We start from the raw sequence: 13,085 nt of genomic DNA, 5'->3' as shown, positions 1-13,085 counted from the left end.
ACGAGGGGACAATGCAAAAGGCCGCCCGGTTGTTCCGGGCGGCCTTTTGTCCGACTGGTCGAATGCAGCTATTCCGCGGCTTTCGGGAAGGCGATTGCCGGCTCATCGAGCGGACCCGGCTTCGGCCCCGTGGACGCATCCCGTTTCTTGTCGCGGCCGAACAGCCGGCGGAAGAAGGCGTAGAAGCGGCTGTTCTTGCTGCGCGTGAAGATCATCAGCATGGACGGCGTCACCACCAGCGTCAGCAGGGTGGCGAAGGACAGGCCGAAGACGATTGCCGAGGACAGCGAAATCCACCATTGCGTCGACGGCGCGTTGATCGTCGTCTCGTGATGGAAGATTTCCAACCCAAGACCAAAGGCGATCGGCAGCACGCCGAGAATGGCCGAGACCGCCGTCAGCACCACCGGGCGGGCGCGCTCGCGGCAGGTCTGCAGCACCGCTTCCATCTTGTCCCAGCCTTCTTCGCGCAGCCGGTCATAGGTGTCGATCAAGACGATGTTGTTGTTCACCACCACGCCGGCCAGCGCGATGACGCCGATGCCCGACATGACGATGCCGAAGGCTTCGCCTGTCAGCAGCAGCCCGAGGAACACGCCGATCGTCGCCATGACCACGCAGGACAGCACCAGAAGCACGCTGGTGAACTTGTTGAACTGCATCAAGAGCACCAGGAAGATCAGGAAGATCGCCGCACCGAAGGCCTTGCCGAGGAAGGCGCTGGCTTCGGCGCTGTCCTCGTTGGAGCCCGCGAGCTTCCAGCGTATGCCGCTGTCGAGCTTCATGTCGGTGACCGCCTTGGTCACCTCGGCCTGCACCGCCGCAACCTGGCTACCGGCGGCGACGTTGGCCTGAACGACCACGGTGCGGGCGCCGTCGATGCGGTTGAGGATGCCGACGGTCGGCTCCGGCTTGCGCACGACGAAGTTCGAGATCGGCACCGAGCCTTGCGCGGTCTGCACCCTGAGCTCGTCGAGCGTCGACAGCGTGCGCCGATCTTCGGGCAGGCGCAGCCTGATGTCGACGGCATCGTCGGCGCCGGCCGGCCGGTATTCCGACAGCTTCAACCCATTGGTCACCAATTGCACCACCGTGCCGACGGCCGTCGGGCTGATGCCATACTGCGCCGCCTTGGCGCGGTCGACCTCGAGCGCCCAGTCCACGCCGGGCGGCGGCAGACCGTCGGAAACGTCGATGACGCCGGGCACCTTGGCGATGCGCGCCGCAACCGCACGGGCCTGGTCGTCGAGCCCTTTGGGATCGATGGCCGAAAGCCGGAGCTGCACCGCCTTGCCTGTCGGAGGACCGGCCTCCGGCACGCGCACCTCGACATCGACGCCGGGAATGCCGGCCATGACAGTGCGCAACTCATCCAGGATGTGGTTCGCCGATTTGCGCTCGCGCCAGTCGATGAACTCATACTGGATGACGCCGACGACGTCCTCCGGCACATCCTGGCCGCCGCCTTGCGTCTTGCCGACGCGGGTGTAGACCGATTTCACGCCGGGCCAGCCGAGCAGCCGGTTTTCGGCGATCTTGGTTGCCGTATCCATTTCGGCCAGCGAGAGATTGCCGCGGGCATGCACATAGAGCAGGCCGTAATCGGGCTCGACGCTGGGGAAGAACTCGACGCCGGCGCCATATTTCGAATAGGCGAAGCCGACGCCGGTCAGCAAGACGGCGGTGAGCACCAGCACGGTGATCGGGAAGCGCACCGCCTGCTTGACCAGCGCCATGTACCAGCCGTCGCGATTTTGTTCCTCGTGATGCTTCGGCGCCTTGGCGAAGAGCGCGCCCAGCGTCGGCGCGAACACCAGCGCATAAAGCATCGAGGCCGACAGCGTGACGATCAGCGTGATCGGCATGTATTTCATGAAGTCGCCGATAATGCCGGGCCAGAACAGCAGCGGCGAGAACGCTGCGATGCGCGTCATGGTCGCGGCGATGACCGGACCGGCCATGCGCTTGGCGGCAAGCGTGAAGGCTTCCGCCTTCGGCATGCCTTCGCCCATGCGCCGTTCGGCGAATTCGGTGACGATGATGGCGTCGTCGACCAGCATGCCGACCGCCAGGATAAGGCTGAACAGCACGATCATGTTGATGGTGTAGCCCATCATCGCCAAGAGCAGGATGCCGATCAGGAAGGATGACGGAATGGCAAGCCCGATCAGCAGCGAGGCGCGGCCGGACAGCGCATAGAGGATGACGATGAACACCAGGATGACGGCGATCATCACGTGGTTCTGCAGGTCGCCCAGCAACTGGTTGACGAAGACAGACTTGTCCTGCGTGTAGGTGATGTTCATGCCTTCCGGCATGGTCTTGACATAGGCGTCGGACACTTCCCGCACCTTGGCCAGCGTGTCGATCAGATTGGCGCCGATGCGCTTCTTGACTTCGATGGCGATGGCCGGCTTACCGTTGAGGCGGGTGATGGTCTCGGCGTCGGCGAAGGTCGAACGCACCGTGGCGATGTCCTTCGCCTGCACCACGGCATTAGGCCCGGCGACCACCGGAAGCGAAGCCACATCCTCGGGTGTCTCGATCAGCGACGGCACCTTGACCGCGTATTTGCCTTCCGAACCCTCGATGTTGCCGGCGGCGACCAGGCTGTTGGAAGCGCCGACGGCGCCGATCAGCTGGTCGAGCTGCAGCCCGTAGGAGGACAGCTTCATCGGGTCGATGACGACCTCGACAAGATCGTCGCGCGCGCCCTGCAGCGAGCCTTCGAGAACGCCGGGCACTTCCTCGATGCGGTCGCGCAATTCGCGCGCGGCAGCCGTCAGCACGCGCTCGGGCAATTCGCCCGACAACGTCACCACCAGCACGGGGAATTCGGAGATGTTGACCTCGGTGACGACGGGTTCTTCGGCCGCCTGCGGCAGGTCGGCCTTGCCGTCCTGCACCTTGGAGCGCGTGTCCTGAAGTGCTGTCGCCAGATTGGTCTGCGGCTGGAACTCGACCAGCACATAGCCGCCGCCCTGGAAGGCGGCCGAGCGCATTTCCTTGAGGCCCTTGAGGCTCTTCAGCTTGCTTTCCATCGGCCGCAGCAGAAGGCGCTCGGAATCCTCAGGCGAAATGCCCTGATAGATCAGGCTGACATACATCATCGGAATCGGAACGTCGGGTTCCGCTTCCTTCGGCGTCGACTGATAGGCGACCCAGCCCGCCAGCAGCAGGAACACCAGCACCGCAATGGTCAGCCGGGCATTGTTGATCGCGAGTTTGACGATATCCATGGCCTGTTCTCAAGATTTCAGGAGCCGCATTGCCGCCGGTTGTCCCCGCCCCGGCTGTCCCCGGCCGGGGCCGCTCCGGCGCTACTGCGTTGTCGCTTCGCCCAACAGCTTCTGGATGGTCGCCTGGTCGGCCTCGACCGGCTTGACGACGTCGCCTTCCTTGACGAGTTCCTGGCCTGCGACGATGACGCGGGCATCGGCTGGAATGCCGCCAAGCACCAGGCCCTTCGGCGAGTCGTCAACGAGGTCGATCGGGAAGAACACCACCTTGTTGTCCTTGTCGACGGCACGGATGCCAAGGTCGCCCTTGTCGCCCAGCGTCACCACGGAGCGCGGCAACATGACGGCATCGGTCGGCTGCGCGCTGAGCGAAATCTCGGCCGTCATGCCCGCCGGCACGGAGCCATCGGCATTGGGCACGGCAATCTCGACGCGGAAGGTGCGGGTCGCCGACGAGGCGTCGCGGCTGATGTAGCGCACCGTGCCTTCGACGGTCTGGCCGCTGACCAGCCGCACAGCAGCCTTGTCGCCGAGCTTGAGATAGCCGAGGTCGCGTTCGCTGACTTCGCCGCGCGCAATCACCGGATCGAGCTTGAGGATGGTTGCCACCTCGCCGCCCTGCATGATGGAACTGCCGAGCTCCACCGGCACCCGGTCGATGACGCCGTCGAAGGGCGCCTTGACCAGATTGCGCTCGAGTTCGGCCTGCGCCGTTTCCAGCTGCGACTGCGCAGCGGTCAGGTTCGAACGCGCCGTGTCGAGCTGCAGCTTGGGCAGATTGCCGGTCTTCATGAGCCGCAGCGATGCGTCGAGTTCAGCCTGGCGCTGCGCGACGAGCTGCCTGGCACTGTCGACCATCGAGATCTTTTCTTCCGCCGCAAGCATCAGCACCAGGTCGCCGGTCTTGACGTGATCGCCCTGCTTGACCGGCAGCTTTTCGATGACGCCGGCGACGCGCGTCGCCAGCACGGCGCGCTTGTCGGCCTCGGTCAGCCCGGAAATGCGGATGGCGCGGGCATAGGTCTTGCGCGGCGGCGTCACCACAGCGACGGTGCGCAGCGGCGCCTTCGGTTCGGCCTCGGCGGTCTTGGTTGCATCCGGTGCCTTGGCCTGATCGCCCGGCTTGGCCTGATCGCCTGCCTTGCCAGCACCTTCGACAGCGGCGCTGCCGACGGACGAGAACGCGCCTGTTCCCATCCAGGCGGCGAAGCCGATGAGCACGACAATAGCGGCAAGCTTGTGAAACCTGATCTTCGGCATCATTGTTTTTCCACTGCGGGGTTCGGCCAAGTCGTTATCCAACAGGAGTCCGTCGTCTAACAGCTACCGTGTCTTCCAACTCGGGCGCGTCGCCGATATGGGTGCGCGCCAGGCCGTGTTCAATTTGCCGTGAACGGCGAAGCCGCGCTTCTACATCAAAGTTGCATCGCAATACAGTCGAAAAGTTGCAGGAACATTGTGCCAGGCGATGTAGTGTGGCCAACGGGAAACGGTTTTGTCAGCGCCCCGTCAGGCGGCGGAACCACAGTCTCGGAACCATACGGATGTTGAAGGCGCTTTGTTTTCAAGGCGTTTTGAGCACCGACACCCCCCTGTGCCCGCACTAGTTTTTGACGCTCAAATGTGGGCGCGACCTGCGTAGCCACTCAGTGAATGGCAGCAGGCGTCAGTATGATTTTGTATACCGTCACACGCAACGGTTGTTCCGGGACGGAAAGTCATCGGCGCTACTCCGATTTTCCGAACACTTCGCTGATCGTCTTGATCGATCCGGGCGGACTCAGGCCCGCCGGCGTTCCGCGTCCGGCTTCTTGCGGGCGGCGAGAAATTCCTTCACCCGCCGTCCCGGTGCCGGCCCGCGCACCGGTTTGAAGCCGTCATCGAGTTCGCCGGAAAGATCGAGCGTCGGCCGCTTGCCGACGGCGTCGTAATTCTCCTCCAGCCAGTCGCTCGCCGCTATGCGGCCAAGGTCGCGCAAATAGGTCAAAAAAGCCCATTCGGCGTTGACCTTGGATGACGCCGACAGATCCTTGAACGCTTCGTCGGCATCGATGCGGTGCATGCAGATGTCGCGGTATTCGCCAGGCGGCAGCCGGCCGGCGGCGATCAGCTCCTTGACGAAGGCGATCGAGCGGAATTCGTTCAGCAGCCCGGCATTGAAGGTGATCTCGTCGATGCGGTTCTGGATTTCGTTGGCGCTTTTCGGCGTGCCTTCGCGCACCACAGGATTGATCTGCACCAAAAGCACATCCTCCGTCGCCGCCGTCTTGAAGAACGGAAACAGCGCCGGATTGCCGCCATAGCCGCCATCCCAATAGGGCACGCCCTTGATCTCGACGGCGCGGAACAATTGCGGCAGGCAGGCCGAGGCCATCACCGTGTCGAGGTCGATCTCGCCATCGGAAAAGACGCGCAGCTGGCCGGTCTCGACATTGGTCGCCGAAATGAACAGCTCCATCGACTTGCAGGCGTGCACATTTTTGAAATCGATCTCCTGCTCGACCACGTCACGCAGCGGGTTCAAGCCCAGCGGATTGGCGACATAGGGCGAAAACACTCGGGACATGGTGTCGAAGAAGAAATAGCCGGGCGTGTTCTCGATCGACCAGTTGCCCCAGGCGACGTCCCACGGCATGCGCTGCACCGGGCTGAAGCGGCCCTTGGCCGCCACCGCGCGCCAGAAGTCGTCGAGCGTTTGCCGTGCACCCTCGACGCCGCCGCGCACAAAACCATCGGCCAGCGCCACCGCATTCATCGCGCCGGCGCTGGTGCCGGACACCGCCGCGATCTCCAGCCTGCCATCCTCCAGCAGCCGGTCGAGTACACCCCAGGAGAAGGCCCCGTGCGAGCCGCCGCCCTGCAGCGCGATGTTGATCTTCTTCGTTTCCTCCGCCTTGCCGTTTTTGGTCATGGCGTTCCTGTTCGGTTTGGTCGCTGCTGCCTCATTCCGCCCGGAAATCGGGCGGGTTCGAGGGCAGCGGACTTATATTGCAGTGCAGCATATAAGGGATGACCAAGGCAAGAACACGAACACGGTCGCGTGATCACATGAAATTTTGGTCATGGGGAATGGTCCTCCACGCCGAGGTCTTCGCCCTACGAATACCCCCACCCTTGATCCCTCCCCACAAGGGGGAGGGAGACTTGGTAGACGCTGATCTCAGCAAACCACCGACGTTTCGGCGGCGCGCGGCAGCTTCCCTCCCCCCTTGTGGGGTCCGAAGGACGGGCGAGACCCGTGGCTCGCCTCGGCAAGCTAGGGTGGGGTCATCTTCGCAAAAAACTCAAGCGACAAGCTTCGGCACCGGCCCGACATAGCGCGACTGTGGACGGATCAGCCGCCCTGTCGTCTGCTGTTCGCGCGCATGCGCGATCCAGCCGGCGACACGTCCGGCAGCAAAGACATTGCTGAACGCCTGTGGCGGAAAGCCCGCCGCCTCAAGCACAAGCGCTGTGTAGAACTCGACATTGGTCTGCAACGAGCGCTGCGGCTTGGCGATCCGCAGCACTTCGAGCGCCGTCTGCTCGACCTGTTCGGCGAAGGCCAGCCGGCGGCCGGTTTCGCCTTCGCTGCCGAGCTGCCGCACGACGGCTTTCAGTACATCGGCGCGCGGATCGCGCACGCGGTAGATACGGTGGCCGAAACCCATGATGCGCTCGTCATGCGCGACCTTCTCGCGCAGCCAACCGGCCGCGTCGCCATGCGCCTGGATTGCATCGAGCATCTCGATCACCGGGCCGGGCGCGCCGCCGTGCAGCGGCCCCTTGAGCGCGCCGAGCCCAGCCAGCACCGACGATGTCAGCTCTGCCAGCGTCGATGCGACGACGCGGGTGGCGAAAGTCGAAGCGTTGAGGCCGTGATCGCAGACGGTCACCAGATAGGTGTCGAGTGCCCTTGCCAGCGCCGGCGACGGGACGGATCCCTCGAGCATCCTCAACATGTCGGCGGCATGATCGGCCTTCGCGTCAGGTGCGATCGGCTGCTCGCCACGCGCCAGGCGCAGCAGAGCCGGCGTCAGCACAGCGGGCGCCGCGATCAGCCGCAAGGCGTCCGTCAGCGTCTCGCCATCCGGCAGCAGCGCCATGCCGGCGCGCATGGCGCCATAGATCTCAATCGGTGCGAGCAGCGGCAGAAAGGGTGCAAGCCGCTCGAACACCTCGACGCGAGCCTTGCCCAGCCTCGCTGCCAGTTCGGCATCGCCGGGAAGGCCGTCGAAGAAGCCGTCGAGCAACAGGCGAACCACTTGCGCATAGCGCCAGCGTCCCGCCAATTCCGGCAGCGAATGACCGCGGATCGTCAGGCGGCCGCCAAGGCCATCGACATCGGAGAGCACGGTCTCCGCCGCCACCACATCATCGAGCCCGTTCGCCATATCTCATCTCCTTGCAGCTTTTCTGCATGGGAGATAAGGGTTGGGCTGCGCCTCGATCAATCTTGATCAATATAATCAATATGTGAGCTCAAATGTCCGAATGGCTGTCGCGGGAAGAGGCGCTGGAAAGGCTCAAGGTCCGGCCGCAGACGCTCTACGCCTATGTCAGCCGTGGCCGCATCGGCATGCGGCCGGATGAGAGCGACCCGCGCCGCAGCCAGTACCGCGCCGACGACATCGCGGCATTGGCGACCCGCCGGGCGCGGGGCCGCAGTCCCTCGGCCATCGCCGAGAGTGCGATCGCCTGGGGCGAACCCTCGATTGTCACCGCGATTTCGACTGTGCTGCACGGCCGACTGATCTATCGAGGGCAAGACGCCGTTGCGCTCTCCAAAGCGGCGACGCTGGAGGAAACCGCTGCTGTGCTCTGGGCCTCGACTGAACCGGTGGCTTTCAAAGCTCCGTCATCTGAAGCGCCTCATCCAGTCGGCCGCGCCTCGGCCTTTGCGCAGCTTGCCATGCTTGCCGGCCAGGGGCGGCCTTCGCTCGGGCGCAGCGCCGCCTCGCTGTGCACCGAGGCCGCGCGCACAGTCGGAGCGCTGGCGCAGTCGCTGGGCGCTGAAGCCGGCACAGCGCCCGTCCATAAGCGCCTGGCGCAGGGCTGGTCGGTGAATGATGCCGGCGCGGAAGCGATCCGCTGCGCCCTCGTCCTGCTCGCCGATCATGAACTCAACGCATCGACCTTCGCCGCCCGCGTCGCAGCGTCCACAGGCGCCTCGCCTGCCGCATGCCTGCTGGCCGGCCTGGCAACGCTGTCCGGCCCGCGCCACGGTGGCGCCGGCGAAGCGGCGATGCAACTGGCTGAAGATGCAGCAGCCCACGGCGCGGATGCGGCGATCCGGCGCTGGCTCGGCCATGATCGGCCCTTGCCGGCGTTCGGCCATCCGCTCTATCCCGACGGCGATCCCCGTGCCACCGCACTTCTGGAAGTCATCCCTGTCGACGAGACGCTGCAACAGCTGCAAAAAGCCGCCATGGCGGCGGTCGGTGCCCAGCCCAACATCGACTTCGCCCTGGCCGCACTAACGCGCGGCCTTGGCTTGCCGCGCGATGCACCGTTCCAGCTGTTTGCGCTCGGACGCAGTGTCGGCTGGGCCGCGCATATGGTCGAACAGATCATTAGCGGCAGCATCATCAGGCCGCGTGGCCGCTATGAGGGACGCGTGACTTAAGCCGACCTGGCCGTGTTCCCGAACCGCGCACGGTACGCGACGGGCGTCGTGGCGAACTGCTGACGAAAATGATGCCGCAGCGTGCCTGCCGCGCCAAAGCCGGCGGTCTCGGCAATCCGTTCGATCGGCATGGCGGTGTCTTCCAGCAGCGTGCGCGCCCGCGAAAGCCGTTCCGACAGCAGCCAGCGCGCCGGCGTGACACCGGTCGCGGCCGCGAACCGGCGCAGGAACGTCCGCTCGCTCATCCCGGCAAGCTCGGCCAAGATGGCGACGGGATAGTCGGCGGAAATATTGGCGCGCATCCTGTCGATCAACGGTCCAAGCCGGCTGCGCTCATGGAGCTCGGGAACGGAACTCTCGACATACTGCGCCTGACCGCCGTCGCGATGCGGCGGCACCACCAGACGCCGTGCCACCATGTTTGCCGCCTTGGTGCCGAAGTCGCGCCGAACCAGATGCAGGCAGAGGTCGATGCCCGCGGCACTGCCTGCCGATGTCAGCACATTGCCCTCATCGATGTACAAAACGTCCGGAATCACGGTGATGTCGGGGTACATCTCCGTCAGCTTCTCGCTGTAGCGCCAATGCGTGGTCGCTCTTTTGCCCGCAAGCAGGCCGGCGGCGGCAAGCACGAACACGCCCGAACAGATCGAAAGAATGCGAGAGCCGCGCTCGCTCGCCTTCCGCAGCGCCACGATCAGCGCCGGCGGCACCGGCGCCTCCGTTCCGCGCCATCCCGGTACGATCACCGTGCCGGCCTGGCCGATCAGATCGATCCCGCCGTCGGCAACAATACGCACGCCGCCCAGCGCGCGCATTTCACCGGTATCAACACCGGCAACCGCAAAACGGTACCAATCCTCACCCATTTCCGGCCTGGGCAAGGCGAAGATCTCAACCGCCACGCCAAACTCGAACGTGCACAGCCCGTCATAGGCAACGGCAACGACAAGAGGGTTGGCAGGGCGCGGATTCGCAGAGGATGGCATGATCTTGACGATATATGGCAAAGCTGCCAGCTGCAATCGCCCTGCTTCCTGTCTTATCTCTCCGTCGCATCAGCAATGGAGATACGAGGATGAGCCACGTGACAGACATTCCGGCGGCATCGCCGGATATCGCCCGCGACCATTTTCTACGCCGGCTTTCCGTCGAGACCGACTGTTCCGACGTCGCCGCCGCACTGCGTGCCGGAGAGCCGGACTTTGTTCTCCTGCATGTGGTCGGTTCGCCGGAAGCCTATGGACGCCGCCATGTGCCGGGCGCGCGGCATCTGCCCCACCGCGAAATATCGGCCGGGCGGATGGTGCAATGGCCCGAAAGGACGCTGTTCGTCGTCTATTGCGCGGGACCGCATTGCAATGGCGCGGATCAGGCGGCCTTCAAGCTGGCCAGCCTCGGTCGTCCCGTGAAGATCATGATCGGCGGCATAACCGGTTGGCAGGACGAGGACCTTCCTTTCGCTTCAGGCAAGGAGCCCGGTGTCTTGCACGCGTGAGGCCACGCGATATGGTCGGCCTTGAAGACTGAGCAAGCATGCAGAAGGCGATGGTTAGAATTCGTCCATTCGAGCGCCAGGATGTCGGTGCGGTGCTCGCCCTCATGCGGGCGCTAGCCGTCTTCGAGGGTTATGACGACAAGCTTCGCGTCACCGAAGCGAACCTCATCGAGCACGGGCTGGGGCCATCGCCCCGGTTCGGCGTGTTGGTGGCGGAGCGAGAGTGCGTGATCGTCGGCATCGCCGTCCACTACCTCATCCCCTGGACCTACGACCTGAAGCCGGTTGTCTGGCTGAAGGAACTCTACGTCACTGAAGCGACGCGCGGCATGGGGGTCGGCCATGCGCTTGTTGAACAGCTTCGCCAACACGCTTTGAGCATTGGCGCCTCCGCCATCAAATGGACGGTGCTGAAATCCAACTCGCCGGCCAAAGCCTTCTACCGCTCGCTCGACGGCCAGCCCGATGATATCTGGGAACCGTGGCAGCTGAAAATCGACCCGTGACGGCCGCCTCGACCAACTGAGGGCGGTCGACCATGCGGCGGTCGCTTACGACATCGTATCGAGCTTGCGCTGCATGGCGGCGATCTGTTGCTTCAGTTCCTGAAGGTCGTCGCCGCTCTTTTCCGGGACGTCCTTGCGGGCCGGCTCGGGTGCAGCCGCGGCCGCAGCATTTGTGGCGGCGGTCGGGAACGGCGTGAACAGGCGCATCGCGTTCTGGAACATTTCCATGTTGCGGCGTGTCTGCTCTTCCAGCGCCTTGATCGGCGTGGCGATCTTCATCACATCCAGCGGCGACTTGCCGATCGCGCCCTTCATCTGTTCGCGGAACCGCTCCTGCTCCTTGGAGAAGGCCATCATAGACTGTTCGAGGAAGCTCGGCACGATCTGCTGCATCTGGTCGCCATAGAAAGCGATCAGCTGGCGCAGGAACGGGATCGGCAGCATGTTCTGCCCATCCTTGTTCTCCAGTTCGAAGATGATCTGCGTCAGCACCGGATGGGTAATGTCGTCACCGGTCTTGGCGTCCTGGACGGTGAACTCCTCGCCCTTCTTGACCATCTCGGCCAGATCCTCGAGCGTCACATAGGTGCTGGTGCCGGTATTGTAGAGCCGGCGATTGGCATATTTCTTGATAATGATAGGGTCGTCTTTCGCGGCCATCAGCATCCTCCCGGGACACCGGCGCGCCTGAGTAAGCCGCCGGTAACGATTGCGCCATTTTTAAGGATATGCGCAAAAGCTCTATAATTCCAAGCGCTTTGTGCAGTGCGGCATCATTTATTGCTGCATGGCCGGCCAATTATGCTGCGCAGCAAAGGTTGGGCGATCCCGCCGGCCGCTCACGCCCTGCTTGCGGCGCTTGGCCGGCATGCCCATTTCCGGTTTGACTTGGGGTGTGGAACGGGCAAGAAAAGTCCCAACAAGCCCCCAAGAACACGACACCTCGAAGTCTGGAGAGAAAAATGTCCGCTTCCAATTCAATCGTCGTTGCCAGCGCCGCACGCACGGCTGTCGGCTCCTTCAACGGCGCCTTCGCCGCCACCCCGGCGCATGAACTTGGCGCCGTCGTGATCAGGGAGCTTTTGGCGCGCGCCGACGTCGAGCCGGGCGAAGTCGACGAGGTCATTCTCGGCCAGGTGCTGACCGCCGCGCAGGGCCAGAACCCCGCCCGCCAGGCGTCGATCAATGCCGGCCTGCCCAAGGAGACCACCGCCTGGGGGCTCAACCAGGTTTGCGGCTCTGGCCTGCGCGCCATCGCGCTCGGCATGCAGCAGATCGCCGCCGGCGACGCCACGGTGATCATCGCCGGCGGCCAGGAATCGATGTCGCTGTCGCCGCATGCCGAGCACCTGCGCGCCGGCGTCAAGATGGGCGACTACAAGATGATCGACACCATGATCAAGGACGGGTTGTGGGACGCCTTCAACGGCTACCACATGGGCAACACCGCCGAGAACGTCGCCCGCCAGTTCCAGATCACCCGCGACGACCAGGACCAGTTTGCGCTGGCCTCGCAAAACAAGGCCGAGGCCGCGCAGAAGGCCGGCAAGTTCAAGGACGAGATCGTCGCCTTCACGATCAAGGGCAGGAAGGGCGACACTGTCGTCGACCAGGACGAGTACATCCGCCACGGCGCCACCATCGACGCCATGTCCAAGCTGAAGCCGGCTTTCGACAAGGACGGCACCGTGACCGCCGCGAACGCGTCGGGCATCAATGACGGCGCCGCCGGCGCGCTGCTGATGAGCGAGGCTGAAGCCACAAGGCGCGGCATCACCCCGCTGGTGCGCATCGCATCCTGGGCGACGGCCGGCGTCGATCCGGCGATCATGGGAACCGGACCTATTCCCGCCTCGAAGCGGGCGCTCGAGAAGGCCGGCTGGTCGGTCAAGGACCTCGACCTTGTCGAGGCCAATGAAGCCTTCGCCGCGCAGGCCTGCGCCGTCAACAAGGGCATGGGCTGGGATACGTCGATCGTCAACGTCAATGGCGGCGCCATCGCCATCGGCCATCCGATCGGCGCGTCGGGCGCCCGCGTCTTCAACACGCTGGTTTTCGAGATGCGCCGCCGCGGCGCCAAGAAGGGCCTCGCCACGCTCTGCATCGGCGGCGGCATGGGCGTCGCTCTGTGCGTGGAAGCGCTGTGAAAGAGAAGTGAGTAGTGAATAGGGAGTAGTGAATGGGGAAGAAGGAGCAGCGCGGCTGGATATCGATCCCTACTCGCTATTCCCTACTCC

General features: G+C 64.3%; 10 protein-coding genes. 4 read left to right on the top strand and 6 right to left on the bottom strand.

Going from position 1 to position 13,085, the window contains the following annotated elements; translation table 11 throughout:
* Positions 1-68 precede the first annotated feature (68 nt).
* The 4 genes from NLY43_RS21105 to NLY43_RS21090 all read right to left on the bottom strand — a co-directional run bounded on the left by NLY43_RS21105 (position 69) and on the right by NLY43_RS21090 (position 7,612).
* Positions 69-3,239 (bottom strand): efflux RND transporter permease subunit, encoded by a 3,171-nt coding sequence (locus NLY43_RS21105; RefSeq protein WP_023712826.1) that lies wholly within the window; start codon positions 3,237-3,239, stop codon positions 69-71.
* 81 nt (positions 3,240-3,320) lie between these two features.
* Positions 3,321-4,499, bottom strand: a complete 1,179-nt coding sequence (locus tag NLY43_RS21100; RefSeq protein ID WP_023713273.1) for an efflux RND transporter periplasmic adaptor subunit — start codon at positions 4,497-4,499, stop codon at positions 3,321-3,323.
* Positions 4,500-5,019: 520 nt separating this feature from the next.
* Positions 5,020-6,150 carry a patatin-like phospholipase family protein gene (locus tag NLY43_RS21095; protein ID WP_023712824.1) on the bottom strand — a complete coding sequence of 377 codons (1,131 nt, stop codon included), beginning with the start codon at positions 6,148-6,150 and terminating at the stop codon, positions 5,020-5,022.
* Between the two features lie 373 nt (positions 6,151-6,523).
* The gene (locus tag NLY43_RS21090) at positions 6,524-7,612 is read right to left on the bottom strand and encodes a citrate synthase/methylcitrate synthase (protein WP_023712823.1); all 1,089 of its coding nucleotides are present in this window, start codon (positions 7,610-7,612) and stop codon (positions 6,524-6,526) included.
* A gap of 92 nt (positions 7,613-7,704) precedes the next feature.
* On the opposite strand from NLY43_RS21090, the gene NLY43_RS21085 reads away from it, so the two are divergent.
* The gene (locus tag NLY43_RS21085; protein ID WP_023712822.1) at positions 7,705-8,844 is read left to right on the top strand and encodes a citrate synthase; all 1,140 of its coding nucleotides are present in this window, start codon (positions 7,705-7,707) and stop codon (positions 8,842-8,844) included.
* On the opposite strand, the gene ftrA is transcribed toward NLY43_RS21085, so the two are convergent.
* Positions 8,841-9,854 carry a transcriptional regulator FtrA gene (gene ftrA / locus NLY43_RS21080; RefSeq protein WP_198025496.1) on the bottom strand — a complete coding sequence of 338 codons (1,014 nt, stop codon included), beginning with the start codon at positions 9,852-9,854 and terminating at the stop codon, positions 8,841-8,843. The genes NLY43_RS21085 and ftrA overlap by 4 nt on opposite strands.
* A 68-nt stretch (positions 9,855-9,922) precedes the next feature.
* Between ftrA and NLY43_RS21075 the strand changes: the two genes are divergently transcribed.
* Together NLY43_RS21075 and NLY43_RS21070 are read left to right on the top strand one after the other, a co-directional pair.
* A complete protein-coding gene (locus NLY43_RS21075; protein WP_023712820.1) occupies positions 9,923-10,342 on the top strand; it encodes a rhodanese-like domain-containing protein in 420 nt (139 codons plus the stop codon).
* A 50-nt stretch (positions 10,343-10,392) separates the two neighbouring features.
* The gene (locus NLY43_RS21070; protein ID WP_031199718.1) at positions 10,393-10,848 is read left to right on the top strand and encodes a GNAT family N-acetyltransferase; all 456 of its coding nucleotides are present in this window, start codon (positions 10,393-10,395) and stop codon (positions 10,846-10,848) included.
* 45 nt (positions 10,849-10,893) lie between these two features.
* Here NLY43_RS21070 and phaR read toward each other — a convergent pair whose 3' ends face one another.
* The gene (phaR, locus tag NLY43_RS21065; RefSeq protein ID WP_023685813.1) at positions 10,894-11,508 is read right to left on the bottom strand and encodes a polyhydroxyalkanoate synthesis repressor PhaR; all 615 of its coding nucleotides are present in this window, start codon (positions 11,506-11,508) and stop codon (positions 10,894-10,896) included.
* 302 nt (positions 11,509-11,810) lie between these two features.
* Between phaR and NLY43_RS21060 the strand changes: the two genes are divergently transcribed.
* Entirely contained in the window at positions 11,811-12,995 is a 1,185-nt protein-coding gene (locus NLY43_RS21060) for an acetyl-CoA C-acetyltransferase (RefSeq protein ID WP_023712818.1), read from the top strand.
* Positions 12,996-13,085: the final 90 nt, after the last annotated feature.

Source organism: Mesorhizobium sp. C416B (assembly GCF_030323165.1).
In the GTDB taxonomy this organism is placed as follows: domain Bacteria; phylum Pseudomonadota; class Alphaproteobacteria; order Rhizobiales; family Rhizobiaceae; genus Mesorhizobium.
The sequence above is the reverse complement of the archived record's forward strand: the minus strand, read 5'-3'. Positions and strand labels throughout refer to the sequence as shown.

Bases quoted from the DNA above. Each gene is read 5' to 3' on its own strand.
- NLY43_RS21105 (WP_023712826.1), bottom strand. From the start codon at position 3,239: ATGGATATCGTCAAACTCGCGATCAACAATGCCCGGCTGACCATTGCG.
- NLY43_RS21100 (WP_023713273.1), bottom strand. From the start codon at position 4,499: ATGCCGAAGATCAGGTTTCACAAGCTTGCCGCTATTGTCGTGCTCATC.
- NLY43_RS21095 (WP_023712824.1), bottom strand. From the start codon at position 6,150: ATGACCAAAAACGGCAAGGCGGAGGAAACGAAGAAGATCAACATCGCG.
- NLY43_RS21090 (WP_023712823.1), bottom strand. From the start codon at position 7,612: ATGGCGAACGGGCTCGATGATGTGGTGGCGGCGGAGACCGTGCTCTCC.
- NLY43_RS21085 (WP_023712822.1), top strand. From the start codon at position 7,705: ATGTCCGAATGGCTGTCGCGGGAAGAGGCGCTGGAAAGGCTCAAGGTC.
- NLY43_RS21075 (WP_023712820.1), top strand. From the start codon at position 9,923: ATGAGCCACGTGACAGACATTCCGGCGGCATCGCCGGATATCGCCCGC.
- NLY43_RS21070 (WP_031199718.1), top strand. From the start codon at position 10,393: ATGGTTAGAATTCGTCCATTCGAGCGCCAGGATGTCGGTGCGGTGCTC.
- phaR (WP_023685813.1), bottom strand. From the start codon at position 11,508: ATGGCCGCGAAAGACGACCCTATCATTATCAAGAAATATGCCAATCGC.
- NLY43_RS21060 (WP_023712818.1), top strand. From the start codon at position 11,811: ATGTCCGCTTCCAATTCAATCGTCGTTGCCAGCGCCGCACGCACGGCT.